28 protein-coding genes are annotated in these 26,574 nt (G+C 60.9%); 14 read left to right on the top strand and 14 right to left on the bottom strand.

Translation table 11 applies throughout. The features are described 5' to 3' along the window. Positions 1 to 46 precede the first annotated feature (46 nt). Both TRL7639_RS15830 and TRL7639_RS15825 read left to right on the top strand, forming a co-directional pair. Complete coding sequence (locus TRL7639_RS15830) at positions 47 to 973, top strand: alpha/beta hydrolase (protein WP_085796813.1); 927 nt, start codon at positions 47 to 49, stop codon at positions 971 to 973. A gap of 47 nt (positions 974 to 1,020) precedes the next feature. Next, positions 1,021 to 1,722 carry a glutathione S-transferase N-terminal domain-containing protein gene (locus tag TRL7639_RS15825; protein ID WP_085796812.1) on the top strand — a complete coding sequence of 234 codons (702 nt, stop codon included), beginning with the start codon at positions 1,021 to 1,023 and terminating at the stop codon, positions 1,720 to 1,722. An 11-nt stretch (positions 1,723 to 1,733) separates the two neighbouring features. Here the strand turns inward: TRL7639_RS15825 and TRL7639_RS15820 are convergent, their stop codons facing one another. Next, positions 1,734 to 2,309, bottom strand: a complete 576-nt coding sequence (locus TRL7639_RS15820; RefSeq protein WP_085796811.1) for a peptidoglycan-binding domain-containing protein — start codon at positions 2,307 to 2,309, stop codon at positions 1,734 to 1,736. A gap of 66 nt (positions 2,310 to 2,375) precedes the next feature. After that, positions 2,376 to 2,753 (bottom strand): OB-fold nucleic acid binding domain-containing protein, encoded by a 378-nt coding sequence (locus tag TRL7639_RS15815; protein WP_085796937.1) that lies wholly within the window; start codon positions 2,751 to 2,753, stop codon positions 2,376 to 2,378. A gap of 158 nt (positions 2,754 to 2,911) precedes the next feature. On the opposite strand from TRL7639_RS15815, the gene TRL7639_RS15810 reads away from it, so the two are divergent. Together TRL7639_RS15810 and TRL7639_RS15805 are read left to right on the top strand one after the other, a co-directional pair. After that, the gene (locus TRL7639_RS15810) at positions 2,912 to 3,235 is read left to right on the top strand and encodes a 2Fe-2S iron-sulfur cluster-binding protein (RefSeq protein WP_085796810.1); all 324 of its coding nucleotides are present in this window, start codon (positions 2,912 to 2,914) and stop codon (positions 3,233 to 3,235) included. Next, complete coding sequence (locus TRL7639_RS15805; RefSeq protein WP_235820404.1) at positions 3,235 to 3,987, top strand: FG-GAP repeat domain-containing protein; 753 nt, start codon at positions 3,235 to 3,237, stop codon at positions 3,985 to 3,987. Before TRL7639_RS15810 ends, TRL7639_RS15805 begins: the two co-directional genes overlap by 1 nt. Positions 3,988 to 4,503: 516 nt before the next feature. On the opposite strand, the gene TRL7639_RS15800 is transcribed toward TRL7639_RS15805, so the two are convergent. Both TRL7639_RS15800 and purD read right to left on the bottom strand, forming a co-directional pair. Then, positions 4,504 to 5,046, bottom strand: coding sequence for a hypothetical protein (locus tag TRL7639_RS15800; protein WP_085796809.1), 543 nt, complete (start codon positions 5,044 to 5,046; stop codon positions 4,504 to 4,506). Between the two features lie 221 nt (positions 5,047 to 5,267). After that, entirely contained in the window at positions 5,268 to 6,530 is a 1,263-nt protein-coding gene (gene purD, locus TRL7639_RS15795; protein WP_085796935.1) for a phosphoribosylamine--glycine ligase, read from the bottom strand. Between the two features lie 76 nt (positions 6,531 to 6,606). Between purD and xseA the strand changes: the two genes are divergently transcribed. Together xseA and TRL7639_RS15785 are read left to right on the top strand one after the other, a co-directional pair. Then, positions 6,607 to 8,172: an exodeoxyribonuclease VII large subunit gene (gene xseA, locus TRL7639_RS15790; protein WP_085796808.1), complete on the top strand. Its 1,566-nt coding sequence runs from the start codon at positions 6,607 to 6,609 to the stop codon at positions 8,170 to 8,172. A 1-nt stretch (position 8,173) separates the two neighbouring features. Further along, on the top strand, positions 8,174 to 8,827 hold the full coding sequence (locus TRL7639_RS15785; protein ID WP_085796807.1) for a glutathione S-transferase family protein: 654 nt from the start codon (positions 8,174 to 8,176) through the stop codon (positions 8,825 to 8,827). A gap of 321 nt (positions 8,828 to 9,148) precedes the next feature. Here TRL7639_RS15785 and TRL7639_RS15780 read toward each other — a convergent pair whose 3' ends face one another. Then, positions 9,149 to 9,538, bottom strand: a complete 390-nt coding sequence (locus tag TRL7639_RS15780) for a hypothetical protein (protein WP_110647164.1) — start codon at positions 9,536 to 9,538, stop codon at positions 9,149 to 9,151. A gap of 29 nt (positions 9,539 to 9,567) precedes the next feature. Next, positions 9,568 to 10,626: an alkane 1-monooxygenase gene (locus TRL7639_RS15775; protein WP_235820402.1), complete on the bottom strand. Its 1,059-nt coding sequence runs from the start codon at positions 10,624 to 10,626 to the stop codon at positions 9,568 to 9,570. A gap of 99 nt (positions 10,627 to 10,725) precedes the next feature. Between TRL7639_RS15775 and TRL7639_RS15770 the strand changes: the two genes are divergently transcribed. From TRL7639_RS15770 to TRL7639_RS15750, 5 genes are all read left to right on the top strand, one after another. Continuing rightward, positions 10,726 to 11,361, top strand: coding sequence for a lysoplasmalogenase (locus TRL7639_RS15770; protein WP_085796805.1), 636 nt, complete (start codon positions 10,726 to 10,728; stop codon positions 11,359 to 11,361). Between the two features lie 58 nt (positions 11,362 to 11,419). Continuing rightward, a complete protein-coding gene (ftsY, locus tag TRL7639_RS15765; protein WP_085796804.1) occupies positions 11,420 to 12,589 on the top strand; it encodes a signal recognition particle-docking protein FtsY in 1,170 nt (389 codons plus the stop codon). 93 nt (positions 12,590 to 12,682) lie between these two features. Beyond that, positions 12,683 to 13,585: a DMT family transporter gene (locus TRL7639_RS15760; RefSeq protein WP_085796803.1), complete on the top strand. Its 903-nt coding sequence runs from the start codon at positions 12,683 to 12,685 to the stop codon at positions 13,583 to 13,585. 17 nt (positions 13,586 to 13,602) lie between these two features. Next, a complete protein-coding gene (locus TRL7639_RS15755) occupies positions 13,603 to 14,217 on the top strand; it encodes an inner membrane-spanning protein YciB (protein ID WP_085796802.1) in 615 nt (204 codons plus the stop codon). Between the two features lie 212 nt (positions 14,218 to 14,429). Continuing rightward, entirely contained in the window at positions 14,430 to 15,098 is a 669-nt protein-coding gene (locus TRL7639_RS15750) for a Crp/Fnr family transcriptional regulator (RefSeq protein ID WP_085796801.1), read from the top strand. A 254-nt stretch (positions 15,099 to 15,352) separates the two neighbouring features. On the opposite strand, the gene TRL7639_RS15745 is transcribed toward TRL7639_RS15750, so the two are convergent. The 7 genes from TRL7639_RS15745 to TRL7639_RS15710 all read right to left on the bottom strand — a co-directional run bounded on the left by TRL7639_RS15745 (position 15,353) and on the right by TRL7639_RS15710 (position 22,674). Beyond that, positions 15,353 to 16,804, bottom strand: coding sequence for a Do family serine endopeptidase (locus tag TRL7639_RS15745; protein WP_207559682.1), 1,452 nt, complete (start codon positions 16,802 to 16,804; stop codon positions 15,353 to 15,355). A gap of 177 nt (positions 16,805 to 16,981) precedes the next feature. Next, entirely contained in the window at positions 16,982 to 17,176 is a 195-nt protein-coding gene (locus TRL7639_RS15740) for a DUF2065 domain-containing protein (RefSeq protein ID WP_085796933.1), read from the bottom strand. After that, positions 17,176 to 18,057, bottom strand: a complete 882-nt coding sequence (gene hflC / locus TRL7639_RS15735; RefSeq protein ID WP_085796799.1) for a protease modulator HflC — start codon at positions 18,055 to 18,057, stop codon at positions 17,176 to 17,178. The genes TRL7639_RS15740 and hflC overlap by 1 nt, the downstream gene beginning before the upstream one ends. Continuing rightward, the gene (hflK, locus tag TRL7639_RS15730) at positions 18,057 to 19,205 is read right to left on the bottom strand and encodes an FtsH protease activity modulator HflK (protein ID WP_085796798.1); all 1,149 of its coding nucleotides are present in this window, start codon (positions 19,203 to 19,205) and stop codon (positions 18,057 to 18,059) included. Before hflK ends, hflC begins: the two co-directional genes overlap by 1 nt. A gap of 69 nt (positions 19,206 to 19,274) precedes the next feature. Further along, positions 19,275 to 20,633 (bottom strand): glutathione-disulfide reductase, encoded by a 1,359-nt coding sequence (gene gor, locus TRL7639_RS15725; RefSeq protein WP_085796797.1) that lies wholly within the window; start codon positions 20,631 to 20,633, stop codon positions 19,275 to 19,277. A 599-nt stretch (positions 20,634 to 21,232) separates the two neighbouring features. Then, complete coding sequence (gene rpiA / locus TRL7639_RS15715) at positions 21,233 to 22,021, bottom strand: ribose-5-phosphate isomerase RpiA (RefSeq protein WP_085796795.1); 789 nt, start codon at positions 22,019 to 22,021, stop codon at positions 21,233 to 21,235. Between the two features lie 98 nt (positions 22,022 to 22,119). Further along, positions 22,120 to 22,674 carry an EF-hand domain-containing protein gene (locus TRL7639_RS15710; RefSeq protein ID WP_110647156.1) on the bottom strand — a complete coding sequence of 185 codons (555 nt, stop codon included), beginning with the start codon at positions 22,672 to 22,674 and terminating at the stop codon, positions 22,120 to 22,122. 147 nt (positions 22,675 to 22,821) lie between these two features. Between TRL7639_RS15710 and TRL7639_RS15705 the strand changes: the two genes are divergently transcribed. From TRL7639_RS15705 to TRL7639_RS15695, 3 genes are all read left to right on the top strand, one after another. Next, positions 22,822 to 23,517, top strand: a complete 696-nt coding sequence (locus tag TRL7639_RS15705) for a glutathione S-transferase family protein (RefSeq protein WP_085796793.1) — start codon at positions 22,822 to 22,824, stop codon at positions 23,515 to 23,517. Position 23,518: 1 nt separating this feature from the next. After that, complete coding sequence (locus tag TRL7639_RS15700; RefSeq protein ID WP_085796792.1) at positions 23,519 to 24,892, top strand: L-serine ammonia-lyase; 1,374 nt, start codon at positions 23,519 to 23,521, stop codon at positions 24,890 to 24,892. 71 nt (positions 24,893 to 24,963) lie between these two features. Beyond that, positions 24,964 to 25,878 (top strand): DMT family transporter, encoded by a 915-nt coding sequence (locus TRL7639_RS15695; RefSeq protein WP_085796791.1) that lies wholly within the window; start codon positions 24,964 to 24,966, stop codon positions 25,876 to 25,878. On the opposite strand, the gene TRL7639_RS15690 is transcribed toward TRL7639_RS15695, so the two are convergent. Beyond that, positions 25,823 to 26,515 (bottom strand): thiamine diphosphokinase, encoded by a 693-nt coding sequence (locus TRL7639_RS15690; protein WP_085796790.1) that lies wholly within the window; start codon positions 26,513 to 26,515, stop codon positions 25,823 to 25,825. The two genes, TRL7639_RS15695 and TRL7639_RS15690, sit on opposite strands and share 56 nt — an antisense overlap. Positions 26,516 to 26,574: the final 59 nt, after the last annotated feature.

The following is a 26,574-nucleotide window of genomic DNA, read 5'->3' as shown; positions in this document are numbered from 1 at the left end:
AGCGTCATGCAAAGCCGATCATGCACATCTGGATTGGGGCAACTGGATGACGATACTTCGGATCAACGCGCAAGGAACGCAGCCGGGATTGCATGACAGCCCGCAATCGGTGGACAGCCTGATCCGGCAAACACGCGACATTCCCGGACCAGTTGTGATCATGACCCACGGGTACACCTACTGCCCCCACGATCCGGTCGACTGCCCACACCACCTTGTGTTTTCCATGACGCCTCAAACCTATCCCAAACGCGTCAAAAGCTGGCCGCGCGCGCTCGGGCTTGACCGCACCGACCGACTGACCGTTGCCTTTGGGTGGAATGCACATGGAACCCTTTGGTCCGCGCGGCGGTGTGCGCTGCAGGCCGGGCAGGCACTGGCCCGTGTCGTCATCGGCCTGAAACAAGAGAACCCGAACCGCCCGATCCATTTCATTGGCCATTCCCTAGGCGTCGAACTGGCGCTGGAGGCCTTGCACCACTTGGAACCGGGTGACCTGAGCCGGATCATCTCTCTGACAGGCGCAACCTACCGGGCGCGGGCACTTGCGGCGCTGTCCACGCCGGCCGGAGCAGCGGCGGAATTCATCAATGTGACCGCGCGCGAAAACGATCTGTTCGATTTTTTGTTTGAACGGTTGATTGCACCGCCCCTTCCCCATGACCGGGCCATTGGCCAAGGTATTGCCGCTGCAAATGCCGTAACGCTTCAGTTGGATTGCCGCGACAGCCTGAACGCTTTGGCCGCCCTTGGCGTGTCGATCGAAGCCCCAGACCGCCGGGTCTGTCATTGGTCCAGCTACATGCGCCCCGGCGTGTTTGCCCTGTATGACCGCCTGCTGTCCTCAGACAAACCGCTTTCTTTGGCTACGCTGCGAAATGCCCTGCCCGAACAGACCGACGCGCGTTGGTCACGTTTGTTTGCAATGCCGCGCTATGACTTTCCCTTGCCGTTTGTACAAAATACCCCATGATCCGCTTCTGATATCCGGGCCATCCGGCGCGACAAAGGGAGCGTGACATGCAACAACCGATTGATTTGTATTACTGGCCTACGCCCAACGGGTGGAAAGTGTCGATCGCTCTCGAAGAGATGGGACTGCCTTACAACCTGCACCTGGTCAACATCGGCAAAGGGGATCAATTCGACCCCGAGTTTCTGAAAATCGCGCCCAACAACAGGATGCCTGCCATTGTTGATCCTGATGGCCCGGATGGCGTCTCGGTGTCGCTGTTCGAAAGCGGCGCGATCCTGATGTATCTGGCGCGCAAAACCGGGCAGTTCTATGGCGAATCCGAACGCGACCACCTGAGCGTCGAGCAATGGCTGATGTGGCAGATGGGGGGTGTCGGACCAATGGCGGGACAGGCACATCACTTTCTGAAGTACGCGCCCAACATGGATCCACCGCAGGACCTGCCCTATGCCAAGGACCGTTATCGCGCCGAGGTGGGCCGTCTTTACGGCGTTCTGGATCGGCGCTTGGCCGAAAACGAATATGTGGCTGGCGATTTCTATTCCATTGCGGACATGGCGATCTGGCCATGGGCTTGTCTTTGGGAGGGGCAGCAGCAGATGCTTGAGGACAAACCCCATTTCGCACGTTGGCTGGAGCAGGTCGGCAACCGCCCCGGCGTGCAGGCTGGGCAATCCTTGAAAATCGAATTGCGAGGGGATCACCGCAGCAAACAGGCGCAGGATACGCTGTTCAAACGAAAGTGAAACAAGGCGGCTCAGATGTCTTCTTGCTGGACTTTATCGGGTTCAAGGTCTGCTTCGACACCATCAAGTTCAACAGTGACCAGTCCCAGTTTGCGCGCAGCCGCAAGGCTCAGAATGCCAGAGTCGAGCCCTTCGGGCTTTTGATACCGGCGCACCGCAGCCCGGGTGCGCGCGTCCATTTCGCCATTGATTGGCCCGCGGTACAAATACCGGACCGCCAGGGCACGCTGAACCGAAGAGACGAATTCGGATGTCATTTCGTCCGCACAGGGGGTCTGAAACCAAGTCTCTTGCCGGGGGCGAACGATCTGCTGTTGCGTTTCTGTCTTGAAGATCGCGGGCTGCTGTACAGAGCCATCAGCCAGCACTTCGGCCGGTTGCAGCATCACCTGATTGGTGACGGTTTCGATGATGGCAGGTGTCACATCCTTGCCCCAACAGGTGTTGGGTGCGGCACCGGGCGGGGCCTCGGCGTTGAAACGCGTGACTTCCGGCTCGTTCAACCCACCCAAATCAGGCACAGCCGAGCCACAGGCCGCCAAGACCGTCAGCGCAAGCGCGCTCAAGATGGTGCGAAACTGGGTCATGCTCGGGCCTCTGTGGGCGTTTGGCGTGACCATACCGCAAAAGGGCGCGCGGCGCAAAGGAAGACATCAGGGGGCGTCTTGCGGGGCTAGAAGATGGTCCAGCATGTCCGAGATGTCCTCGATCTCTTCGGCGATCACGTGAGTGACCGAATGCGCCCGCTGCATTCGACCCGTCACCCGCAACAGCCGCCCGGCAATGACCGCGCGGCGGAAGCGTTCGTAGATCTTGCGCCAGACCACGATGTTGACCACACCGGTTTCATCTTCGAGCGTGAGAAAAATCACCCCCTTTGCGGTTCCAGGCCTTTGGCGCAGGATCACCAGCCCCGCTACCGTGATCCGCGCGCCCTCGGGTGGTTCCTCCAACCGGGCGGCCATCACGCAGGCAGGCGGGCGTGGCCAACCGCCTGAACCAGAGGTTTGGTGAATCGGTGTCACGAACATCACGGTCCCGCCCTGTTTTGGATCACAATCACAGGAACAAAGATAGAACATACGTTACGAAAGTCCAGACGCGTCGCTCGGGGTCGCAAATGACACTGGCGTCGTCCATGTCCCTTGTCTAAGGAGTTCGCGGAACATCGCAAAGGAAGACGTGAGCAATGGCAAAGATCACTTACATCGAGCACGGTGGCAAAGAGCATACCGTCAATGTCGCCAACGGCCTGACCGTGATGGAAGGCGCACGGGACAACAACATTCCCGGCATCGAGGCTGACTGCGGCGGCGCCTGCGCCTGCTCGACCTGCCATGTCTATGTCCACCCCGACTGGGTCGAGAAGCTGCCCGCCAAGGACGACATGGAAGAGGACATGCTGGACTTTGCCTTCGAGCCCGACGCCGCCCGCTCGCGCCTGACCTGCCAGGTCAAGGTGACCGACGCGCTGGACGGTCTGATCGTGCAGATGCCCGAGAAACAGATCTGATGCGACAGGGGGCGCCGCGCCAACCGTCGCGCCCCTGGCCCGCGCCCATCCGCGGCGCGGTGATGGCTTTGTGTCTGTGGCCACTTCCGCAAGCGGGAACGTCACAAACAACACAGACGGCCGTAAGTGCCGAATATGATGAGCCGACACGGCGCTATCCCCATGGTGTGCTGGGCGATTACATCGAATACGGCGCTTTGGTAATCCATGCCGACGGACAGAAAGTCACCGTCCGCCTGCCCAAGGATCGCGTGTTCGAGGATCTCTCGCCCCGGCTTGCCGATCTTGATGGCGACGAGGTGCCCGAAATCGTCACCATCGAAAGTCAGGCACAAACCGGGGCACAACTGGCTATTTATGATCTGACCGGCAAAAAGATCGCCTCCACGCCCCATATCGGCACCCGCAACCGGTGGTTGGCCCCTGCCGGTGTCGATGATCTGGACGGCGATGGCCATGTCGAGCTCGCCTATGTCGACCGCCCCCATCTGGCCAAGACCCTGCGCATCTGGCGATACAAGGACGGCACACTCATCGAGATCGCCGCTCTACCCGGTCTGACCAACCATCGGATCGGCGAGGACTTCATCTCGGGCGGATTGCGCGATTGCGGTAGCACACCCGAGCTGATCCTCGCCTCAGGCGACTGGCGCCGCATCATCTCGGTCCGTTATGACGGGCAATCCTGGCAGCAAAGCGACCTTGGACCTTTCACCGATCGCCAAAGCCTCGAGGCGGCGCGCAGCTGCTGATCCTAGACGCAACCGCGCCGCGCGTCAGCGCGGCGCCCGGCCCAACCAGAGGCGACGCCGCATGGCGTCAACGATGGGCGGGAGCACCCCCGTCATCCCCCGCGGCGAAACAACCGTTTTTTGCCTCCAACGCTTCGATACCTTTGGCTTCCGTATCGATCGCCAAGATGTCGACAGCGAACAACGGCTACGGATATTCCGTATCTATTTATCCACCCGATCGGCGCTGAAAAAGACACCAACGGAAGCACAGGCCATTTCAGCGCATCACCTGCAAATCACGAGATCACCAAAAAAGAGAACTCTTGCCAACTTACCTATAGCCGCAATCGACCTTTGGCGTTGCCCATAGGGCCGACGCAGACACCAATCTAGGATACAAAGAACTGAACAACCTAGGGAAAACGAAAAGCGACATCACGGCTTTCTGTTGTGTCGCTCAGCAAATGTCCGCAAGACAGGGAAAGCTGGCATTGCGGGTTTGCGCACCTTGCTTCTCCGACAGCATCCCTGAGGTTACTTCTTTGCCTTCATACTATCGAGTAGAGCTTTCGTTAAGAGGAGACTGCTTAGGTCATATGAAGGAACAAGGATTTCGCAAGCCTTGGCAGGAGAGCGAAGTTCGGCAGGCAAATACAAAAGTTCGACGGGCAAATCACTTTCGACAGAATTCAAACAATATTCTCTGAAGGCGTCGACGGAACTCTTGGCCTCAGATAACCTGCGGTTCATTCGGTTGCTTTGCCCGTCAACTCCATCCACTTTGTACGGAAGACTTGCGCGGATGCCGCGAGAAAGCTCCTCAACCCTCTCTACATATTGGGAAAAGCAATCCTCTGCATCGGTGGTGAATTGGCAGGTACGCCGGGCAGTCGTCAGACAACTCGTGACACTGAATTGCATCGTCTTGCCGTCGCTATTGTCAACACCCTGCACCTCAGCTGCTGTCAACACGCACTGCTCCAGCCTCGCCCCGACCTCAAATTCTTGCGCCTGCACATGTTCCACAGAGGCAAAAAACAAGGCCGCGATCACAAGCCCAATAGATTTCAAAGTCATTCATCTTGGTCCATCGATTTGTCCCCCACGCATTCTGGATGACACGGGGAACTGACCGGCGCAATCGCACGCCCAGGTCTGCTGAGGCATTGATCCCCAAAAGCTCATTCCAAACATGTGATTGCAGCCACACGATTGCGACATGCCAGATATCTTTGGCCGCTCTCCCCCCAATGCCCCTCTCGGGACCTTTTCCAGTCCGCAACCAAACGCAAGACCTCTTACAGCGCGCGCCAGCCGATGTCGCGGCGGTAGAATCCGCCGGGCCAGTCGATGGCTTCTACCATTTCATAGGCCCGATTGCGTGCCTCTTGCAGGGACGCTCCACGTGCGGTGACGTTCAACACACGCCCGCCCGAGGCCAAGACAGCCCCCGCTTCGGCCTTGGTACCTGCATGAAACACCATGTTAGAGCTATCCTCGGGCAATCCCTCCAGCCCTTTGATCTCAGTGCCCTTTTCATAAGACCCCGGATAGCCATTGGCCGCCATGACCACGGTGATCGCGTGGTCATCCGCCCAGTTCACCTGCGCCTGCCCCAGACGCCCCTGCGCCGCTGCATGCATCAGGTCCATCGCTTGTGCGCCCAGTCGCATCATCAGCACCTGACATTCCGGGTCGCCAAAGCGCACGTTGTATTCCACCAGGCGCGGCTGGCCGTCCTTGATCATCAACCCGACGTACAGCACGCCCTGAAACGGCATGCCGCGCTTGGCCATTTCGGCCATTGTCGGGCGCACGATTTGGTCCATCGCGAGCGCTTCGATCTCGGCGCTCAGCACCGGTGCCGGGGAATAGGCGCCCATGCCGCCGGTGTTCAGCCCGGTGTCGCCTTCGCCCACACGTTTGTGGTCTTGCGCGGTGCCGATGGACAGGATGTCTTCGCCATCGCAGAGCACGAAGAGCGAGGCTTCTTCGCCTTCCATGAACTCTTCGATCACCACCTCGGCACCCGCGCCGCCAAAGGCACCGCCGAACATGTCGTCGATGGCGTCCAGTGCGGTCTGCTCATCCATCGCCACGATCACGCCCTTGCCGGCCGCCAGGCCGTCGGCCTTGACCACAATGGGTGCGCCTTGGTCGAGGATGTAAGCCTTGGCCGCCTCAGCATCAGTGAAATGTCCGTAGCCAGCCGTCGGCGCATTGGCCGCAGCGCAGATTTCCTTGGTGAAGCTTTTCGACGCCTCAAGCTGGGCCGCTGCTGCCGAGGGGCCAAAGACCAGGATACCCGCCTCGCGTAGACGATCGGCCACGCCTGCCGCCAAAGGCGCCTCGGGGCCCACGATCACAAAGTCGATTGCGTTCTCTTCGGCAAAGCTGACCACCGCGCCACCGCTTTCGATATCGATCGACGCGCAATCGGCGATCTGCGCGATACCTGCGTTGCCCGGCGCCACGATCAGCTTGTCGCACTTGGGGTTCTGCAGCACGGCCCAGGCCAAGCTGTGTTCCCGCCCGCCGCTGCCGAGGATAAGGATATTCATGAAACGCGCTCCGATCTGCTTGGCCTTGCTTGCCGCGCGTTCTAAGCTGGCCTGACCATTCACACAAGGTGCCGAAATGTCCGACCTTCTAGATGATCCAATTCCGGGTCAAAACATGCCTGAATATTCGGTGTCCGAGCTGTCGGGCGAGGTCAAGCGTACGCTAGAGGGCACGTTCGGGCGAATCCGTGTGCGCGGCGAAGTGGGCCGTGTGTTCAAGGCCCGTTCGGGACATCTGTATTACGACGTCAAGGATGACCGCAGTGTGCTGGCCTGCACCACCTGGAAAGGTCAAATCAGCGGCTTGTCCGTGGTCCCGGAAGAAGGGCTTGAGGTGGTCGTCACAGGCCGTTTGACGGCCTTTGGCGCGCAGTCGAAATACAACATGAACGTGGATGAGGTGGCGGTCGCCGGTCAGGGCGCGCTGATGGCGCTGCTCGAAAAGCGCAAGAAGCAACTCGAGGCCGAGGGGCTGTTCGCGCCGGAACGCAAAAAGGCGCTGCCCTATCTGCCGCAGATCATTGGGGTGGTGACCTCGCCTTCGGGTGCGGTGATCCGGGACATCCTGCACCGGTTGCGGGACCGGTTCCCGCGCAAGGTGCTGATTTGGCCCGTGGCAGTGCAAGGCGCCAACTGCGCCCCCGAAGTGGCCCGCGCCATCGAAGGGTTCAACAAACTGACCCCAGGCGGCGCTCTGCCCCGCCCCGATCTGCTGATCGTGGCACGTGGTGGCGGCTCGGTCGAGGACCTATGGGGCTTCAACGAAGAGGTGGTGGCCCGCGCCACCGCCGCCAGCGACATTCCCCTGATTTCGGCCGTGGGGCATGAGACGGACACCACGCTGATCGACTTTGTCTCGGACCGCCGGGCGCCTACACCTACCGCTGCGGCAGAACTTGCCGTTCCCGTGCGACTGGAGCTCGCGGCCTGGATCGAAGAACAAGGCGCCCGCCTGTCGCGTGCCACCACGGACGGCGTGCAACGCCGATCCCAACGCCTGCGCGATTTGTCGCGCGCCCTGCCCCGCGCCGAAACGCTGTTGGACACCCCCCGCCAGCGGCTGGACATGGCGGGCGACAAACTGCCGAACGCTCTGAAACAGGGCGTACAGAGGCGAAGGTTGTCGTTGGCAGAGGTTGCCGCCCCCCTGCGCGCCGCGACCTTGCAACGCCGCATTTCTACCGAGGGGCAGAACCTGATCCGGTTAAGCGATCGCGCGGCCCCCGCCCTTACCCGCATGATCGCCATGCGACGCGAGCGGTTCCAGAGTCAGGCCAGGGGCCTGAACACCGACCGATTGACACAGGATGTGCTGCGCAAACGATCTGACTTTACCACTTTGTCGCAACGGTTCTCGGCCATTGGCAAGACACAGATGGACCGGCTGCAAGCGCAGTTGGAGCACAGCGCAAGGATGCTCAGCTCTCTGGGCTATGAGGCCACGTTGGAGCGTGGGTTTGCCGTGGTGCGGTCCGGCACAGAGCTGGTGACGTCCAAAGTGCAGGCCGAACAGGCCACAACGCTGGAAATCCAGTTCCACGATGGGCGTGTCACGACGGGGCACGACGGGACTCAACCGTCCCCCAAACCTGCCGCTAAGAAGTCCAAACCGACACCTCCCAGCCAAGGATCGCTGTTTTGACATGCTGACAATCTGGGGCCGCAAGACGTCATCGAATGTGCAGGCCCTGATGTGGTGTGTGGGCGAGATTGGGCTGTCTTTCACGCGCCATGATGTGGGCCACCTCCACGGCGGTTTGGACACCGACGCCTTTGGCGCGCTCAACCCCAACCGCACGGTCCCGGTGCTACAAGATGGCGAGGATGCGCCGATCTGGGAAACCGGGGCGATCCTGCGGTACCTGGCCACGCGCTATGCAAAGGACGGTTTTTGGCCCCAGGACCCGGCCCGGCGTGCACAGGTCGACAAATGGGCTGAGTGGGCCAAGATCAATGTGGCAATGGAGTTCACCGGACCGGTGTTCTGGCAGCGGGTGCGCACTGCGCCTTGGGGTCAAAACCCCAAGGCGATTGCCGCAGCCGTGCAAACGTTGGAAACCAAACTGGCCCTTGCGGACGGGCAACTTGAAAAACACGCGTTCTTGGTAGGGACAACCTTGACCCTGGCCGACATACAACTGGGTCATATCCTGTTTCGATATTACGACATCGACATCGAACGGGCCAAACTGCCCAATTTGAGACGCTACTATGACGCCCTCAGCGAGCGGCCGGCCTACCGTGAGCATGTCATGGTGTCCTATGATGCTCTGCGCGTAACATCCACGTCTTCATAAAGCGGGCCAAAGGGCGAGGCGCTCCCGCCCATCGTCGATTTTTCATGCGAAAAACCTCCTCTGGTTGGGCCGGGCCGCGCTTCGCGCGGCATTTGGCGCTCGGTCGCCTCTGTTGCGCACCGCTTCGACCGACCGTTGTTTTTTTGCAACAGCGTGCATCTTGCCGCAACCGCGCCGCGCGCAGCGCGGCGCCCGGCCCAAGGCCGTTAGCGGGGCTGACGAAGTCAGGCCTGCTCGGGCGCGGGAGCCCCCCGTTTCTGCTTCACACACGCCTAAGCAAAGACGCCGACAATCAACATCAAGTATCAGAGAAACAGAGCGTCAAACCCCGACATCGGGCCCAAAACAGATCATCTCTTCGCCGATATCCTCTGCCTCATAAAGCTCGGTGCCCTCGGGGTCATCTTCGAACTGAGCGATCAGACCACGCGGGGTCCGGGTAAAGCTCCAGCATTGCGGATCCAGGCGATCCTCATAGATGAAACAGATCTGCCCATCACGTTCGAACCAAACGCCTTCCTTGCAATCCCCGTCCAGAAACGACCAAACGACCCGGCGATCGGCCATATAGCGCTCCACGCCATAGACCTCTCCGCCATTGCCATAAAACAGGGTCTTGCCCCGGGTGTAGGCATCAAACTCTTCCGCCGACATCTGGGTCTGCGCCGCACCCGGCGCGCCCCACAAGCACAAGAGAATCACGAAACGCATCAACATGGTGGCAAGTGTCGCAAATTGCGTCACCTCTGGCCACGCTCGCCTGCCCAGCATTCGACACGCGGATCCATGATCCGCCGCCACACAGGCGGCACCAAGGCCAACACCGCCATTACCGGCATGGCATAGGGCCAGGTCGGCATCTCGTCCCGCATCTCTAGCGCCGCAAAAATCCGCCCGGGATGCATGTGGTGATCCGAATGGCGTGGTGCGTTCAGCATCATCGCGCCCGAATACCACTGCGGCGCATTCCAGGAGTGTGCAGGCCCCGCCGGTTCCAGCCGCCCGTCCGCCCCCTGCATCCGGCGCAGCCCATAGTGCTGTACATAATCCGCCAGCAACAATTGCGTCTGGGCAAGCCCCGCAAGCCCAATCCAGATCAGAGCCCCCTTGCCGCCCGACAGCAGGACCGATCCACCGACACAAACCAAGGCCCCGCCGACATATACCCAATAGGGATGTATGCCCCGCCCCCTCCTGATCGTGGTTTCTGCGCGATACCCGGCCCGAAACGATCCGATCCAGGCCCGCGGCCAGAACCGATAGAACCCCACCCCCCGTCGAGCAGAGTTCGGATCAAGATCCGAGGCCACATGGACATGATGAACCCGCCGGTGGGCCGACACATGGTGCCCAAACAAAAGCGAGACATAGACCGCCACGCCCAAAGCCCGCTCAAACCGCCCGGACCGGTGGATCAACTCATGCGCGTTCGAATTCGACACCTGCCCAAGAAACAGCCCCACTGCTGCCGCCAGCGCCAGCTTGCTGCCACCGCCCAGCTGCGCGCCAGAGAGAGCCGCCACCGCGACAATCAGAACCGCGAAATGCACCAATCCCAAACAACAACTCAGGCAACGTGCCACGCCTTTGGTCTGGTTTGTGCTCGCAAGAGCGGTCGAAGACAGACGGTCCATTGCAACCACAAACACCGTCATATGCGTCAGCGCCCACAGGCTCCACCCACCGCCCCACAGGGCTGCAAGCCCCAGGCTCAGAACGGGAGAGAGGCTGGCAAAGGCAAACCAGAACATCAGGCGAGGATCCATCTTGACCCTATTGGGGGGCGTCCATCGAAACATAACTTGGCGTCAGCCAGGCTGAATTGTCAAACGACTGCCCTTGCCCCCCTGCTCCTTTCGGTGCCTTCTGAGCCAGACGTCCACGTTGCCTGAGGCCCCATGACACAAACCCTGCTCTGGTTTGCCGCCGCAAACGCCTTTATCTACCTGTTCCTGACCGCGCGTCCAGTCAGCACGGTGCGCACGGCCACCAAAACCCTGTCGGTGGCCGCCTTGGCAGCGATCGCCGCTTTCGCAGGGTTTTGGCTTTTGTGCCTGGCCCTTGCACTGTGCGCGCTCGGCGATGCCTTGCTATCCCGAGAGAGCGATCAGACATTCATGGCCGGAATCGGCGCCTTTGCTCTGGGACACCTGGCCTATATCGTGGTGTTCCTGACGCAGCCGACAAGCGACGTGGCCCTGATCGCTGCCAACCTCTTGCCCCTGCTGGCCCTGATTGGCTTTGGCGCGGCCATGGCCGTTCTGTTGCCGCCCCGAGCAGGCGAGCTGCGCGGGCCAGTGCTGGCGTATATCCCGATCATCCTGGGGATGGGGATCGCGGCACTTGCGCTGCCCGCAACCGGCCCCTTAATCTGGGTTTTTCCTGCCGCCATGTCCTTTGTCGCCTCGGATCTGATCCTTGCGACCGAGAAATTCCTGCTGCCTACCGGGCACCCTTTGTTGCGCATCACGCCTTACGCAGTGTGGCCGCTTTACTGGGGTGCCCAGGCCGGCTTCATCATTGCCTTCGTGTGACCCTTTGCAACTCGCGTGAATAGGCATTAGGTGGGAACAGCACCTTGCGGAGATCACGATGGCGTTTTTTTCAAAGCTCAAAGACAGGCTGTTCAAATCCTCGTCCAAGCTCGAACAGGGGCTGGATGCAATTGTCGAGGATGGCGGCGAAGAGGAAACCCTGACGGCCGAGCCTCAGCCTGCCCCGCAACCAGCACCGTCGACTGATAAACCAGCGGAACCGCCCGCGTCCGCCGCGCCCGAGATCGAACCCGCGCCCGCTTCGCAGCCCCCGGAACCGGCCCCGGTTCAAACCGCAGCACCGGTTGCCGCTCCAACGCCTGAACCGCAAGCGCAAGTGCAAGAATCCAAGGGTATCCTGGGGCGCCTGTTCAAACGCGACGAAGCGCGCACTGTCACCCGCCGGGTGCTGGACGATGACATGATCGAACAACTCGAAGAGCTTCTGATCGCCTCGGACATGGGAGTGGATACCGCGCTGCGCGTGACCTCGAATATGGCCGAGGGTCGCTATGGCAAGAAACTCTCGACCGAAGAAATCAAACAGATGCTGGCCGACGAGGTCACCCGCGTGATGGAGCCCGTGGCCAAGCCGCTGCCGCTTTATTCCAAACGTCCGCAAGTGGTACTGGTGGTCGGCGTCAACGGTTCGGGCAAGACGACGACCATCGGCAAGCTGGCAAGCCAATTCAAATCTGCAGGCAAGAAAGTCGTGATCGCCGCAGGCGACACGTTCCGCGCGGCGGCTGTGGAACAGTTGCAGGTCTGGGGCGAGCGCGCGGGCGTCCCCGTGCTCACCGCCCCCGAAGGATCCGACCCCGCCAGCCTGGCGTTCGACGCCATGACCCGCGCACAAGAGGACGGTGCTGACCTGTTGATGATCGACACCGCAGGCCGCTTGCAGAACCGCGCCGACCTGATGGAGGAGCTGGCCAAGATCGTTCGCGTCATCCGCAAGAAAGACGAGACCGCGCCGCACAACACCCTGCTGGTGCTGGACGCCACCACCGGCCAGAACGCGCTGAACCAGGTCGAGGTCTTCCGCAACATCTCGGACGTCTCGGGCCTGGTGATGACCAAGCTCGACGGCACCGCCAAGGGCGGCGTTCTGGTGGCGCTGGCCGACAAGTTTGGCCTGCCGATCCATGCCATTGGTGTCGGAGAACAGATCGACGACCTGGCCCCGTTTGACCCCAAAGACTTTGCCAAGGCCCTGACTGGCCTCTAACCTCCTCCGCCCTGGCTTCTTCTTGTTCAAAATACGGTCGGGGGTCTGGGGGCAGACAGCCCCCAGCCTCTCCACCTAGAAAGACCTCTCACTGTGAGCGACTGGCTGATCTCTCTGGAAGGCACCGAAGCCGGGCATCAGATGGCCCTGGCCTTGGCCCTGCTTGCGGCATTTTTGCACGCGGTCTTTGGCGCGCTCCAAAAGGGTCGCCATGATCCCTGGCTGACACGCGGGGCGATTGATTTCTCGTACTGCCTCATGGCCGCGCCTTTTGCCTTATTTGTGGTGCCCAGGCCCGAGCCGCATATGTGGGTGATCTTTGCCACCGTCTGGGCCATCCACATCGCCTATAAGGTGCTGCAATCCATGGCCTACACCCGCGGGGCCTATACGGTGGTCTATCCGGTGGTGCGCGGCACCGGGCCGCTGTTCACGGTGATTGGCGCCTATCTGCTGTTTGGCGAGACCTTTACACTCACACAATGGATGGGTGTCGCGGTCCTGTTGGCCGGAATTTTTGGGCTGGCGCTGTATAATTTGCGGAACCTCGAAACCGACCGCGCCACCCTGAAGGCCGCCTTGGGGCTGGCCCTGTTCACCGGGTTCTTTGTGGCGCTTTATACGACCTATGACGCCTATGGCATCCGCGCCACCGCCGACCCGTTTACCTTTTTGGCGTGGTTTTTCATGATCGACGGGGCAACCTTTCCCTTCATCGCCTACGCACGCTGGCGCAAGATGCCAGACCGCCCGGCCCCCGCCCCGCTGATGCTGCGCGGCGTGATTGGTGGCCTGGTGGCCTTCATGTCTTTTGGCTCGGTCATGCTGGCCACACGACTGGACAAGGTGGGTGAGGCCGCTGTCCTGCGCGAAACCTCGACCGTGTTTGCCGCCCTCATCGGTTGGCTGGTGCTGAAAGAAACCGTCGGCCCCCGTCGTATTGCACTTATGGCGTTGATTGCGCTCGGGGCCGTGATAGTTGAGATGGGCGGATAAAGAACGGAAAGTCTGGCATGGCCGAAAAAATGGAAATCAACCCGATCCTGAAACAGGTGCTTGAGCTCGGCCCGACCGTGGCGTTCTTCCTCATCTACCTGCGGATCCGCGACGACAGCTATGTGTTCGCGGGGACCGAATACTCGGGCTTCATCGTGGCCACGATCATTTTTGTTCCCATCCTTTTGGCTGCCATGGGGGTGCTGTGGTTCCTCACGGGCAAGCTCAGCCGGATGCAGATTTTCACGGCCTTCATGGTGATCTTTTTTGGCGGGTTGACCGCCTGGTTCAACGACGAGCGTTTCTTCAAGATGAAAACCACCCTGGTTTATGGCTGCTTCTCGGCCATCCTGGGCATCGGCCTGTTGCAGGGGCGCAGTTATTTGGCGTTCATCCTGAACGAAATGCTGCCCATGCGCGACGAAGGTTGGATGATCCTGACCAAACGCCTCTGCGCCGCCTTTGTCCTGCTCGCGGTGGCCAACGAGCTGGTCTGGCGCACCATGTCGACCGACTTGTGGGTCAAGATCGAGACCTTTGGCTTTCCCATCGCGCTGATGGCGTTCCTGATGATGCAGTTCAGCCTGTTGCAACAGTATCTGATCGAGCCCGATAAGGACGAAGACGCCTGAGAAACGACTCCGGGGGCGCTCCCGCCAGTCGTCGCGGTCCCTGACGGGACCTCTCCTCCTGTTGGGCGTGGCACCTTGTGGGCTTTGCCCACAAGGTGCCACGCCCCCCGCCGTCCGCAGGACGCGCATCCCAAAGGCTGTGCAATCAACACCCGCCTAAACCGTTGCATTGGAAATTCACTGCCCCTAGACCTAAAATAGGGGGGCTTTGTATGACATCACTACCTGAGACCGGCTTTCTGGCCCAGGCTTCAGAACGTCTAAAGGCAATGCTGTCCTCGCAAGCGACCGAAATCAGTCTCGAGCGCGGCTCTGTCCTGTTCGAGCAAGGCGACAAGGGCGATGCGCTCTATGCGATTACTCTTGGCACGCTGGAGTTTTCGATCCTGTCACAAAACGGACGCAAGCTGTCCCTGGACCTGATGGCGCCCGGTGCCATTTTTGGTGAGATTGCCCTGTTTGACCCCGGCCCCCGCACCGCAACTGTTACAGCAGCCGAGCCTGCCCGCGTGCTTCGGGTGCGCAGCGCGGATGTTCTGGCCCAAATCCAGGCCCACCCCGAACTGGCAGGCGACCTGATCCGCCTGGCCGGTCAGCGCATGCGGTGGATGGGACAGCAATTGCACGAACAGGTGTTTCTTCCAGTTCCCACGCGTTTGGCGCGCAAGCTCTTGCACCTGGCGTCGGTCGGTGGCCACTGTCCGCAGACCATCAACCTGTCGCAAACAGAGCTGGCGGAATATGTAGGTGCCACGCGTGAGGCAGTTTCAAAAACCATTTCAGGCTGGAAGCGCATGGGCGTACTCGACGCCACACGGGGCGCGCTGATCATCAGAGATTTCGACGCGCTGCGCGATCTGGCCGAACCAGATCAGATCTGAGACCCGCACCCTGTGATATGGTTCACAGACGCGTCCGTCTCCTTATGTCAACCTGACCTTGGTAACCGTACCAGGGGGCGCAAGAACATCCCCAGTGTTCTGTCCCAATGCGCCACCGCACCACAACCAAGAGCCATGCACCTTCGGGCTGCATGGCTCTTTTTCATTTGCGCGCAGCGTTTCGACCCGCAAAGAAAAACGGCCGCAGCCTTGTCCGCTGCGACCGTCCTGTTTCCCACGTCCGGGACGCGTGATTATTGTTCGAGTGTCAGCGCCACAAAACGCGGCTCGCCCGCGCGGCGCACCAGCAGCAAGAGCGACTTGCGCCCGGCCTCGGTCGCTTCTTCGATCCGGTCGTCAAGATCCGCCAAAGAGGTGACTTTTTGCTGACCTGCTTCGGTGATCAGATCCCCCGCACGCAGACCTTTTTCAAAGGCCTCCGAGGTCTCGTCGATGTCCATGACCACCAATCCGGTCGCGTCCTCATCAAGCCCCAACTCGGACCGCAGATCCGGTGTCAGGGTCCCCAATGTCAAACCCAGCACATCTTTCTGCACGCTGTCCGGTGCGTCACCGTCTTCTGTCGCAACGCCATTTTCGGCGCGCTCTGCGTCCTCGCGGCGCCCCAACGTTACCAGCACGGTCTGAGTGCCGCCGTCGCGATAAACCACCACGCGCACGGCCTTGCCCACGGTGGTTTCGCCAACCTGACGCACCAACGCCCGGGTATCTTTGACGTCAACGCCATCGAAGGTCATGATCACGTCACCCGACAAAAGCCCGGCCTCCTTGGCAGGACCGTCCGGCACATCGGTAATCAACGCGCCGGAAGCTTTGCTGAGGCCCATGGCCTCGGCGACATCATCGGTCACGTCCTGAATGCGAACGCCCAGCCAGCCGCGGCGGGTCTCGCCGAACTCCTTGAGCTGATCGACCACCTTGGTCACCACATTGGACGCCATCGAGAACCCGATCCCGATCGAGCCGCCATTGGGCGACAGGATCGCGGTGTTCACACCGACGACCTGGCCGTCCATGTTGAACAAAGGACCACCCGAGTTGCCCCGGTTGATGGCCGCATCGGTCTGGATGTAGTCATCGTACGAGCCGCTGAGCGCCCGGTTGCGGGCCGATACGATGCCGGCACTGACCGAAAAGCCCTGCCCAAGCGGGTTGCCCATGGCGATGACCCAATCGCCCACACGGGCTGTGTCGCTGTCACCAAACTTGACGAATTTCAGCGGGCCATCGGCCTCGACCTTCAACAGGGCGATGTCCGTCTTCTCATCAGTACCGATGACCTTGGCGACCAATTCCTTGACGGGTTGACCCTCGCCCGGGAAGAACTCGATCAGGATCTCGTCTGCTTCGGCGATCACATGGTTGTTGGTGACAATGAACCCATCCTCGGAAATCACAAAGCCCGACCCCAGGGCCGAGCTGCGGCGCGGGCGATCCCCGTTGCCATTGTTGTTGCGATCCTGAAACTCGCGAAAGAAATCCTCGAACGGCGAGCCTTCGGGCACGATGCCTTGCGGGCCAGCGCGCCCCTCGACCAAGGTCGAGGTGGTGATGTTCACCACCGCCGGGCTGATTTTCTCAGCCAGCGGCGCCAGGCTCTCGGGACGGGCTTGGGCCACAAGGGCCTGCGCCAGCACGAACAGCGTCGACAGGGCCACAAGCCACATCAGGCGTGCCTGGGACATCCATGTGTCGCGGTCCTTTGTGATGGAAATTGCACGTGCTCTTGACTGCACTGGAAGCCTCCTTGGAACAAATATATCAGGTCACCCGTTTGGCCGGACGCCTGCATTTGCATCTAATGTAGTCAGAAAGAGCGCCCCCGCAACGTCAGATCGCAGTCAATTCAACCGCTCGTGACCTCAGACGCCCATTTGATGGGCCAGCCAGACCAAAATCAGCCCGCTGACCAGCGCCAGCAGTCCCACCTGCCGCCGCGCACCCTGAGGGATCTGGCGGAGCGCCTCGAGCATACGTTCAATAAGCGAAGGGGCCAGCGCGTACGCCAGCCCCTCGACAATCAGTACCAGCCCAAGGGCCAGAAGGATCGTTGCCATCATTCAGACGCCGCCGCGCCGTTGGATGACTTGAGATAGTTGAAGAACTCGGAATCCGGGCTCATCACCAACGAGCTGTTGTCCCCTTTCAGCGCACGCGCATAGGCGGTCAGCGAACGGTAGAATTCAAAGAACTCTGCATCCTTGCCATACGCTTCGGCAAAAATGGCGTTCCGCTCGGCGTCGGCCTCACCGCGGGTGACCTCGGCCTCACGCTTGGCCTCGGACACCAGCTCGACCACGGTCCGGTCGGCCTGCGCGCGCACGCGCTGCGCCGCCTCGTTACCACGGGCACGTTCGTCGGTCGCTTCACGTTCACGCTCGGCGCGCATCCGGTCGAATGTCGCTTCAAGGTTCTGGCTGGGCAGGTCCGTGGCCTTCAAGCGCACGTCGATGACTTCCAGACCCAGGGCCATAGCCTCGGCAATGGCCGCGTTGCGGATGCGCAGCATCAGCGCCGCACGGTCCGAGCTCAGGATATCCTTGGAGCTGACAGAACCCAAAACTTCGCGTGTTTCAGCGCGCAAGATGCTGTCCAGGCGATCCTCGGCCGTGGCCAGACCACCAACACCAACAGCCTGACGGAACTGTTTGACGTCACGGATCCGGTAGCGGGCAAAGGCGTCAACCACCAGACGACGATCATCCAGCGGCGTCACTTCGAGCGGCTGGACGTCGATCGACAGAATGCGGCTGTCATAGCGCACGACTTCTTGGATCAGCGGGATCTTGAACGCCAGACCCGGCTCTTCCTTGACATCGATCACACGGCCAAATTGCAGGACCAGCGCCTTTTCACGCTCGTCCACGATGAACAGTGCCGACAGGGCCACCACAACGGCGACCACGATCACGGGCAGAACAAAAGTTGTTTTCCGCATCAGTTCGACCCCTCGCTGGATTTGCGCTGCAGTTCATTGAGCGGCAGGTAGGGAACAACACCCTGACCTTCGCCACCGGTGTTGGGATCAAGGATGACCTTGTTCACATCACCCAGAACCTGTTCCATGGTTTCCAGATACAGACGCTTGCGGGTCACTTCGGGCGCCTTGGAATATTCTTCCAGAACCGCTGAGAATCGGCTGGCTTCACCTTCAGCCTCGTTCACAACGCGCGCGCGATAGCCTTCGGCCTCTTCCAAGAGCTGCGCCGCTTCACCGCGCGCTTCGGCCAACACACGGTTGGCATAGGCATCGGCAACGTTCTGCAGTCGGTCGCGTTCCTGCGCGGCCGCCTGAACGTCGCGGAAGGCGTCGATCACGGTTGGCGGCGGGTCCGCTTTGTCAAAGTTCACACGGATGATGTTCACACCCGAATCGTAGCTGTCCAGAGTCGATTGGATCAGGTCCTGCAAACGGTCGCCAATGATACCACGATCGCGGTTCAGAATTGGCGCCAGGTCGGACTGAGCAATAATTTCACGCATCGCTGATTCCGACACCGCACGGATGGTCGGACGCGGGTCGCGCAGGTTGAACAGGTACTTGGCAGGGTCGTTGATGTTCCAGACAACCTGATAATCGATGTCGACGACGTTTTCGTCGCCCGTCAGCATCAGGCCATCATTGCCCCCACGCGCACCGCCCATATCCTCGGTCTGTTCGCGGGTGACCGGGATGACCTCAGCGGTCACAAACGGCCAGGGCGCAAAGTTCAGGCCCGGCTCGCCAATGGCCGAAAATTCACCCAGGAACAGTTCCACAGACTTTTCTTCGGGTTTGACGGTATAGATGCTGGCAAAGCCCCACAGGACCGCAGCCGCAACAAGGCCCAGACCAATGGTCCCACGGGTAAACAGCGGGCCACCGCCGCCCCCTTGGCCCGGTCCGCCGCTGCCGCCGCGGTTGTCGCCACGACCACCCATCAGCACGCGCAGCTGTTCCTGACCCTTTTTCATCAGGTCGTCGATCTCGGGAATCTGGGGTTTGTCCCCTTCGGGCGGGCGCTGCCCGTTCCCGTTGTTGCCCCGGTTGCCGCCGCCGCCGGAAGAGCCTCCGCCCCCCCAGGGGCCACCGTTATTGCCCGCCATATGTTGTTATCCCTTCGTCAGACCGCACATTGCGGCGTCAACCTAAACCTGTGTGTTCCGGCTTGCAAATCAAGCGCTGCGCACAGGCTGCTTCATTGTGACCAGTTCTTCGGACATGGTCGGGTGTACCGCCACGGTCCGGTCGAAATCTTCCTTGGTCGCACCCATCTTGACCGCGATCCCGGCCAGCTGGATCATTTCGCCCGCGCCGGGCGCCACGATGTGACAGCCCAGCACCTTGCGCGTGGCCTTGGACACGATCAGCTTCATCAGCACCCGTGCCGACCGGCCCGCGAAACTTTGCTGCATCGGCTTGAACGAGGTTGCGTAAACCTCGATCGGCTCCTGCTCGGCAGCCTCTTCCTCGCTCAGGCCCACGGTGCCCATCTCGGGCTGGGTGAAGATCGCCGTCGGGATCAAGTCGTGATCGGGTGAGGTCGGGTTGCCCTTGAATACGGTTTCCACAAAGGCCATGCCTTCGCGGATCGCCACCGGTGTCAGGTTCACCCGATCGGTGACGTCGCCGATGGCATAGATCGAGGGTACGCCCGTCTGGCTGTACTGATCAACCTTGATCTCACCCTTGCGGCCCAGTTCGACGCCCAGCGCCTCAAGCCCCAAGCCGGTCGAGTTCGGGTTGCGGCCGGTTGCATACATCACCTGATCGAACAGGTTTTCGTCGCCATTGGTCGCCTTGACCCGGATCTGATCGCCCTCTTTGCTCATTTCCAGCACGTTGGTGCCCAGATGCAGGTCAATACCGTTCTGGCACATCTCTTCGCTGACCAGACCGCGCGCCTCGTCATCAAAGCCACGCAGGATCTGCGCCCCGCGATAATATTGCGTCACCTCGACACCCAGGCCATTCATGATGCCCGCAAACTCGCAAGCGATGTAGCCGCCACCGACGATCAACATCTTCTTGGGCAACTCATCCAAGTGAAAGATCTCGTTCGAGGTGATCGCCAGGTCCGAGCCGGGGAATTCGGGGATCGTAGGCCAGCCGCCGGTCGCGACAAGGATGTGCTTGGCGGTCTTGCGGGTGCCATCGGCCAGTTCGACCGTGTGCGGATCAACCACGGTGGCGCGTTGATCAAAGCTCTCGACGCCGTTGTTTTTCAGAATGTTGCGATAAATCCCTTCGAGGCGGTCCAGCTCGGCATGCAGCTTGCCTTTGAACGCGTCCCAGTTGAAGGCGCCCGGCTGGATGTCCCAGCCATAGCTTTGCGCGTCTTCGACCATGCCGGAATACTCGCTGGCAAAGACCATCAGCTTTTTGGGCACGCAACCGCGGATCACACAGGTGCCGCCATAGCGGTCCTCTTCGGCCAGCGCCACCTTGGCCCCGGTGTCACCTGCGGCCACACGCGCCGCGCGCACGCCGCCCGAACCGCCGCCAATCACGAAGAGATCATAGTCAAAGCTCATGAGTTTCCGCCTCATCTGTCTACCTGCACCGCTGTCGCGGCTCAGAAGGGGTGTATCTTATCGGGGGCTGCTGTCCAGCCCGTTCCGCCTGTGCTGCTGCTGTTCTATAGGATCATCCAGGTCCGGCCAAAACCTGCGCAGCGCTGTTTCGAAATCCTCAAATAGGAGCTGTGGGAGGGGATTCAACGAGACCGACGTTGACGTCTTGCCACAATAAAGACGCAGGACTGGTTCCGGGGCGCGCAACCATCTTTTGCGATGAGACCTTTGCAGGGCATCCATCTCCGACAACGGGAAAAACAGGACCACTCTGCTCCAAAAGGACAGGCACCACACACCGGAAAACCCTGATTGGTCCACCCGAACAAGCAGATCGGGTTGACGCGCAACATGGATCGGCAGCCAGATGCAGGACATCAGGATCAACGCGAAAGCAATGTTGCAGAGCCATTCCAGGCTGCCTTCGATAGGTGGCGCAAAGCCAAAGTATGCGATCGCCATCGCCGCCATCGGCGACACAAGCCCCAAGGCAAGCACCACCTTTGCTATGCGCTTTCTTCTGCTTAGGCGGGCCTCAAAGGGCGCAGCGTTGAGGGCTATCAATCCGCCAGGTCCGTGAACAGGTTGTCGCTTTCAACGAAATCCAGCCGGTCGTGTTCCACCGTGCCCTGGTTGATGTCGCGCAGTTCGACCCGGCCGTCGCCATAGCCGATCACAACCGTATCGCAGATATCGATGAAAAGACCATTTTCCACCACCCCCGGCATCTGGTTGATCACCAGCGCCAGTTGGCGTGCATTGCCGATCCGGTTGAGGTGCAGATCCAGGATGTGATTGCCCTCGTCCGTGATGAACGGCGTATCCCCGTTCATCCGCAAGGTGGCCGAGCGGCCCAGCACGTCCATCGAGATCAGCGTTTCTTCGATCAGCGCCTGTGTGGTCTGCCAGCCAAAGGGGATCACCTCGACCGGCAGGGGGAAATTGCCCAGGGTTTCGACCTCTTTGCCGATGTCGGCAATCACAACCATTTGATCCGAGGCGGTCGCCACGATCTTTTCCTGCAGCAGCGCGCCGCCGCCGCCCTTGATCAGGTTCAGGTCGCCGTCGAACTCATCCGCGCCATCAATGGTCAGATCCAACCAGCGCGCCTCGTCCAGGCTGATCACGTCGATGCCAACGTCGCGCGCCAGTTCCGCTGTGCGGGTCGAGGTCGGCACGCCTTTGATCTTGAGCCCCTCGTCGCGCACCATCTCACCCAGGCAACGCACAAGCCAGGCTGCGGTCGAGCCTGTGCCCAAACCCACGCGCATCCCGTCCTCGACAAAATCGGCGGCCCGTTTGGCAGCCACGAATTTGGCCTTGTCGATGGGCGACAATTCTCCGGTCATGGCAGGCTCCCCCTCGCTGGTCGTGCAGCGGTTATAGCAACTTAACTGGAACGCGCGAGAGTGAAATCTGCTAAATGCCGCCGATCCACGGCTTGGCGTCAGCTTTCGGGCAGAACCTGCGCCATCATCTCGCTCACCTCATCCAGGGTAACCCAGCCGTCGTTATCAAGATCCGCCATCAAGACATAACGGTACTTCAGAAAGCTCCGGTCCGACGCCGTTTTACGGGCCATTGCTTGCGCCGTGTCGCGCAGTTCATCCGGGCGCACGATGCCGTCCATGTTCTGATCCGCCGCCCGGTGTGCGTGCACAAGGCGGGATCGCACGGTGGCCGACAGGGTCGGCAGAACCGTTCCAACCTCAGCTCGGGTCACGGAACCATCGTTGTCGAGATCCGCCACCAGCAGCCGCCGGATGTGCCCGGCCCGCAGGCTGGCGCGGCGCAGGGCAATCATCCGCTCGATCCCTTCGGCATCAATGCGGCCGCTGCTGCCGTAGCCGATGATCAACTCGGTCGCGGCCTCGTAAAACGCGTCTGGTTTGTCGCGCAGCATCTCGGCCAACTCATCCTCGAGCGCCACCAACGCCTGTTGCGCCGAAACCGGCACAACCGTTGCCAAAACCATCCCGACAACCAAAAGCACCCTTCGCATGACGCACCTCCATCTGCGCGACTGATGCTAGAGATTCCATGGTTAAGGTCAGGTAAACATCAGCCTTGGACACAACATTGCGCGTTTCCGATTGGAAACGTCGCAATCGAACCCACCTAAAGGCATGTCGATCTGTAGGACGATAGCATGACACAGGACCTGCGCCTTCATTACGCCCCTGACAACGCCTCGCTGGTGATCCGGCTGGCGTTGCTTGAGATGGGTGTGCCGTTTGATTCCGTGCTGGTGGATCGCAAATCCCGCGCACAGGACAGCGCAGCTTATCGCGCCCTCAATCCCAACGGGTTGATCCCGGTTCTGGAAACGCCGCAGAGGCCACTGTTTGAGACCGCCGCGATCCTGTTGTGGCTGGTCGAAACATACGAGCAGCTGAAACCCGCAGACGTAGAGCGTGGCGCGTTCCTCAAATGGCTGTTCTTTGCCTCGAACACGTTGCATGCCGATTTGCGCATCCTGTTCTACGCGGAAAAATACATCGACGCGTCCCAGGCCGAGACCCTGCGCGCAGGCATTCGCCCGCGTCTGCGGCAGCACCTTGGTCTGCTGGATGCGATCGCCCAACAGTCGCCGTCCTGGTTCAGCGCGGACACGCCGTCGGTGATGACCTATTATGTTGCCTGCATGATGCGGTGGATGGCGCTCTACCCTGCGGGCAGCGACCGCAGCTGGTACAACATCAGCGACACACCCTATTTGCAACGGATCCTGCAAGCGCTAGAAACCCGCCCCGCCGTACGCGCCGCCGTTCAGGCCGAAGGTCTGGGCGCTACACCGTTCACGTCACCCACCTATGCCAATCCTCCAGAAGGCTCAGCTCAGTAAGATGTTTCTCTCTGTCTTCGACATGTTCAAAGTGGGCGTTGGCCCGTCATCCTCTCATACCATGGGTCCGATGGTGGCCGCAGCGCGGTTTCTGGACCTGATGCGCGCCTCGCCGTTTGAATTCCACGGTCTGCGCGGCTCGCTGCACGGCTCGCTGGCCTTTACCGGCGTGGGTCACGCCACCGACCGCGCCACCATTCTGGGTCTCGCCGGGTTCCTGCCCGACAGCTATGACCACGACAAGGCCGAAGCCGCCCTTGCCGCGATTGCCGAGACGCACAGGGCGTCGCCCGAGGGTTTGCCCGAGCTGCACTTTGACCCAAAGACCGATCTGATCTTTGACTACGACAACACCCTGCCCGGCCACGCCAACGGCATGGCCCTGATGGCGACAGACGCGCAGGGCGACGTGATCCTGCGGCAGGTCTATTATTCCATCGGTGGCGGCTTTGTCCTGACCGAAGAGGAACTGGCCGAGGGCAAGGCCACGGACGAAGGCGATCCGGTTCCCTACCCGTTCAAATCCGCCGCCGAGATGCTGGAAATGGCCAATGCCAGCGGCAAGTCCATTGCCGAGATGAAACGCGAGAACGAGATTTCACGCGGTTGCGCCGTGAGCTTCGCCAAGGGCACCGCCCGCATCTGGGAGGTCATGAACGGCTGCATCGAGCGTGGGCTGGTCACCGACGGGATCCTGCCCGGCGGGTTGAGCGTGCGCCGTCGCGCCAAGGGCATCCATGATGCGTTGCAGGCCGAACGGGGCATGAACCTGAACGCACCGCACACCATCAACGACTGGATGAGCGTCTACGCCATGGCGGTGAACGAGGAAAACGCCGCCGGTGGTCAGGTCGTCACCGCGCCCACCAATGGCGCGTCAGGCACCCTGCCCGCTGTGATCCGCTATTACCTCGACCACGTGCCCGGCGCGTCTGAGTCCCACATCGAGGATTTCCTGCTCACCGCTGCCGCCATCGGTGGGCTGGTCAAGTTCAACGCCTCGATCTCTGGCGCCGAGGCCGGATGCCAGGCCGAGGTCGGCAGTGCTGCTGCGATGGCGGCGGCTGGCCTGTGTGCCGTGATGGGCGGAACACCGCAGCAAGTGGAAAACGCCGCCGAGATTGCGCTGGAACATCATCTGGGCATGACCTGCGATCCGGTCAAAGGGCTGGTGCAGGTCCCATGCATCGAACGCAACGGACTGGCCGCAATCAAGGCGGTCTCGGCCGCCTCGCTTGCCTTGCGGGGCGACGGGCAGCATTTCGTGCCGCTTGATGCCTGTATCGAGACCATGCGTCAGACCGGCCATGACATGCACGAAAAGTACAAGGAAACCTCGCTTGGTGGTTTGGCCGTCAACGTTCCAAACTGCTGATTGCGGGCACTGACCCTAGGTCAGCTCTAGGGTGGGTTGATCCCCGTCCTGTCCTTCCCTAGCGTGGCGGCATGTCGCATGATCGCCCCGTTCTGGGTATCCTTTTGATGTTGGGATTTTGTGTCGTCGCCCCCATGGGCGACGCCGTGGCCAAACTTTTGAGTGGTGCAATTCCGCTGGGAGAACTGTTGTTGGTCCGCTTTGCCGTGCAGGCGGCGGTCCTGATCCCGCTGGTGATCGTGACGCGGCGCCCCTGGCGCATCCGCGGGCGGCTTTTGCGCCTGACGGCCCTGCGCACGGTTCTGCATATCGTGGGCATCGGCGCGATGTTCACGGCGCTGCAATACCTGCCGCTGGCGGATGCTGTAGCGATTGCCTTTGTCATGCCCTTCATCATGCTGCTTCTGGGCAAATATGTCCTGGACGAAGAGGTCGGCGCGCGCCGCCTGGGGGCTTGCATCGTTGGCTTCATCGGCACTCTTCTGGTGATCCAGCCCAGCTTTGTCGAGGTCGGCTGGCCCGCGCTGCTGCCCCTGGTGGTGGCCATCGTCTTCTCGCTCTTCATGCTGGTGACCCGACAATTGGCAAAGGATACCGACCCTGTGGGCCTGCAGGCGGTTTCCGGAGTGATGGCTTCGGTAGTGCTGCTGCCCGCTCTGCTGGTCGGTCAGAACATGGGTATCGAGCCGCTGACGCTGGTGATGCCCGACGTCATGACCAGTTGGTTGATGCTGGCGATCGGGCTTCTGGGCACGCTGGCGCATCTGCTGATGACCTGGTCGCTGCGCTATGCGCCCTCGGCCACATTGGCGCCGATGCAGTATCTGGAAATTCCTGTGGCCACGGTCATTGGCTGGCTGATTTTCAGCGATCTGCCCAATGGTCTGGCCAGCGTTGGCATCTGCATCACGATTGCAGCCGGCCTTTACATCATCCTGCGTGAGCGGGCCACGGCACGTGCCGAGTTGAACGAAACGCCTGCATGACCAGATCAAAGGCGCCACGTGGCACCATGACCAACAGCCCCGGCTGATCCATTTCCAACGTCACCGGCCCCGTGCTTCGGTTCGACGTGCCGATCTGCCCCGAGGGGTCAAACGTCAGCTGATCAATCGGCCATTCCAGCCCCGACGATCGCCCGTTTACGCGCGCCAACGGAAACAATGACACCACGCTGCCTGGATCCAATGCCAGCTCAATCCGGGGGGGGGCGTGAAACAGAACCTCATGCGCACCCAACAGGACACAAGGCGTCGCGGCCCTGCGTACCAATGTGTTGAGCACCGCCAACTGATGATCGACGCGCCCGCCCAAAAACCCCACACCCACCACAAGCGGTGCATGGATGTGGCGCAACGCCTTGTCGAAATCCGTGGTCTCTTGTTCTCGTACCGGAAACAGCCGCTCGGGTGGGACCAGACGCTGAACGTCATCCGAGACAGAGTCAAAATCCCCGATCACCGCCTGTGGCATGTGCCCCTGCGCCACCGCAAGGTCGGCCCCTCCATCTGCTGCCACAAGCGTTGGCGCCACCGACGAGGCGAGGTTAAGGTCGTTTTCACCTACATCCCCGCCGCCAATCAGCGTGATTGGTTCCGAATGCTCAACAATAGGGGGTTTCATATGTCGATTTAGCCTTATTTAGGAAACGAGACACAATCTGGTCACAAAATGATACGCTC

The organism is Falsiruegeria litorea R37 (assembly GCF_900172225.1).
GTDB lineage: Bacteria > Pseudomonadota > Alphaproteobacteria > Rhodobacterales > Rhodobacteraceae > Falsiruegeria > Falsiruegeria litorea.
Note: the sequence above shows the minus strand (reverse complement) of the source record. Positions and strands in the feature narration are given on the sequence as shown.

Coding starts and splice junctions, on each gene's coding strand:
- TRL7639_RS15830 (WP_085796813.1), top strand. CDS start 47: ATGACGATACTTCGGATCAACGCGCAAGGAACGCAGCCGGGATTGCAT.
- TRL7639_RS15825 (WP_085796812.1), top strand. CDS start 1,021: ATGCAACAACCGATTGATTTGTATTACTGGCCTACGCCCAACGGGTGG.
- TRL7639_RS15820 (WP_085796811.1), bottom strand. CDS start 2,309: ATGACCCAGTTTCGCACCATCTTGAGCGCGCTTGCGCTGACGGTCTTG.
- TRL7639_RS15815 (WP_085796937.1), bottom strand. CDS start 2,753: ATGTTCGTGACACCGATTCACCAAACCTCTGGTTCAGGCGGTTGGCCA.
- TRL7639_RS15810 (WP_085796810.1), top strand. CDS start 2,912: ATGGCAAAGATCACTTACATCGAGCACGGTGGCAAAGAGCATACCGTC.
- TRL7639_RS15805 (WP_235820404.1), top strand. CDS start 3,235: ATGCGACAGGGGGCGCCGCGCCAACCGTCGCGCCCCTGGCCCGCGCCC.
- TRL7639_RS15800 (WP_085796809.1), bottom strand. CDS start 5,046: ATGACTTTGAAATCTATTGGGCTTGTGATCGCGGCCTTGTTTTTTGCC.
- purD (WP_085796935.1), bottom strand. CDS start 6,530: ATGAATATCCTTATCCTCGGCAGCGGCGGGCGGGAACACAGCTTGGCC.
- xseA (WP_085796808.1), top strand. CDS start 6,607: ATGTCCGACCTTCTAGATGATCCAATTCCGGGTCAAAACATGCCTGAA.
- TRL7639_RS15785 (WP_085796807.1), top strand. CDS start 8,174: ATGCTGACAATCTGGGGCCGCAAGACGTCATCGAATGTGCAGGCCCTG.
- TRL7639_RS15780 (WP_110647164.1), bottom strand. CDS start 9,538: ATGCGTTTCGTGATTCTCTTGTGCTTGTGGGGCGCGCCGGGTGCGGCG.
- TRL7639_RS15775 (WP_235820402.1), bottom strand. CDS start 10,626: ATGTTTCGATGGACGCCCCCCAATAGGGTCAAGATGGATCCTCGCCTG.
- TRL7639_RS15770 (WP_085796805.1), top strand. CDS start 10,726: ATGACACAAACCCTGCTCTGGTTTGCCGCCGCAAACGCCTTTATCTAC.
- ftsY (WP_085796804.1), top strand. CDS start 11,420: ATGGCGTTTTTTTCAAAGCTCAAAGACAGGCTGTTCAAATCCTCGTCC.
- TRL7639_RS15755 (WP_085796802.1), top strand. CDS start 13,603: ATGGCCGAAAAAATGGAAATCAACCCGATCCTGAAACAGGTGCTTGAG.
- TRL7639_RS15750 (WP_085796801.1), top strand. CDS start 14,430: ATGACATCACTACCTGAGACCGGCTTTCTGGCCCAGGCTTCAGAACGT.
- TRL7639_RS15745 (WP_207559682.1), bottom strand. CDS start 16,804: ATGTCCCAGGCACGCCTGATGTGGCTTGTGGCCCTGTCGACGCTGTTC.
- TRL7639_RS15740 (WP_085796933.1), bottom strand. CDS start 17,176: ATGGCAACGATCCTTCTGGCCCTTGGGCTGGTACTGATTGTCGAGGGG.
- hflC (WP_085796799.1), bottom strand. CDS start 18,057: ATGCGGAAAACAACTTTTGTTCTGCCCGTGATCGTGGTCGCCGTTGTG.
- hflK (WP_085796798.1), bottom strand. CDS start 19,205: ATGGCGGGCAATAACGGTGGCCCCTGGGGGGGCGGAGGCTCTTCCGGC.
- gor (WP_085796797.1), bottom strand. CDS start 20,633: ATGAGCTTTGACTATGATCTCTTCGTGATTGGCGGCGGTTCGGGCGGC.
- rpiA (WP_085796795.1), bottom strand. CDS start 22,021: ATGACCGGAGAATTGTCGCCCATCGACAAGGCCAAATTCGTGGCTGCC.
- TRL7639_RS15710 (WP_110647156.1), bottom strand. CDS start 22,674: ATGCGAAGGGTGCTTTTGGTTGTCGGGATGGTTTTGGCAACGGTTGTG.
- TRL7639_RS15705 (WP_085796793.1), top strand. CDS start 22,822: ATGACACAGGACCTGCGCCTTCATTACGCCCCTGACAACGCCTCGCTG.
- TRL7639_RS15700 (WP_085796792.1), top strand. CDS start 23,519: ATGTTTCTCTCTGTCTTCGACATGTTCAAAGTGGGCGTTGGCCCGTCA.
- TRL7639_RS15695 (WP_085796791.1), top strand. CDS start 24,964: ATGTCGCATGATCGCCCCGTTCTGGGTATCCTTTTGATGTTGGGATTT.
- TRL7639_RS15690 (WP_085796790.1), bottom strand. CDS start 26,515: ATGAAACCCCCTATTGTTGAGCATTCGGAACCAATCACGCTGATTGGC.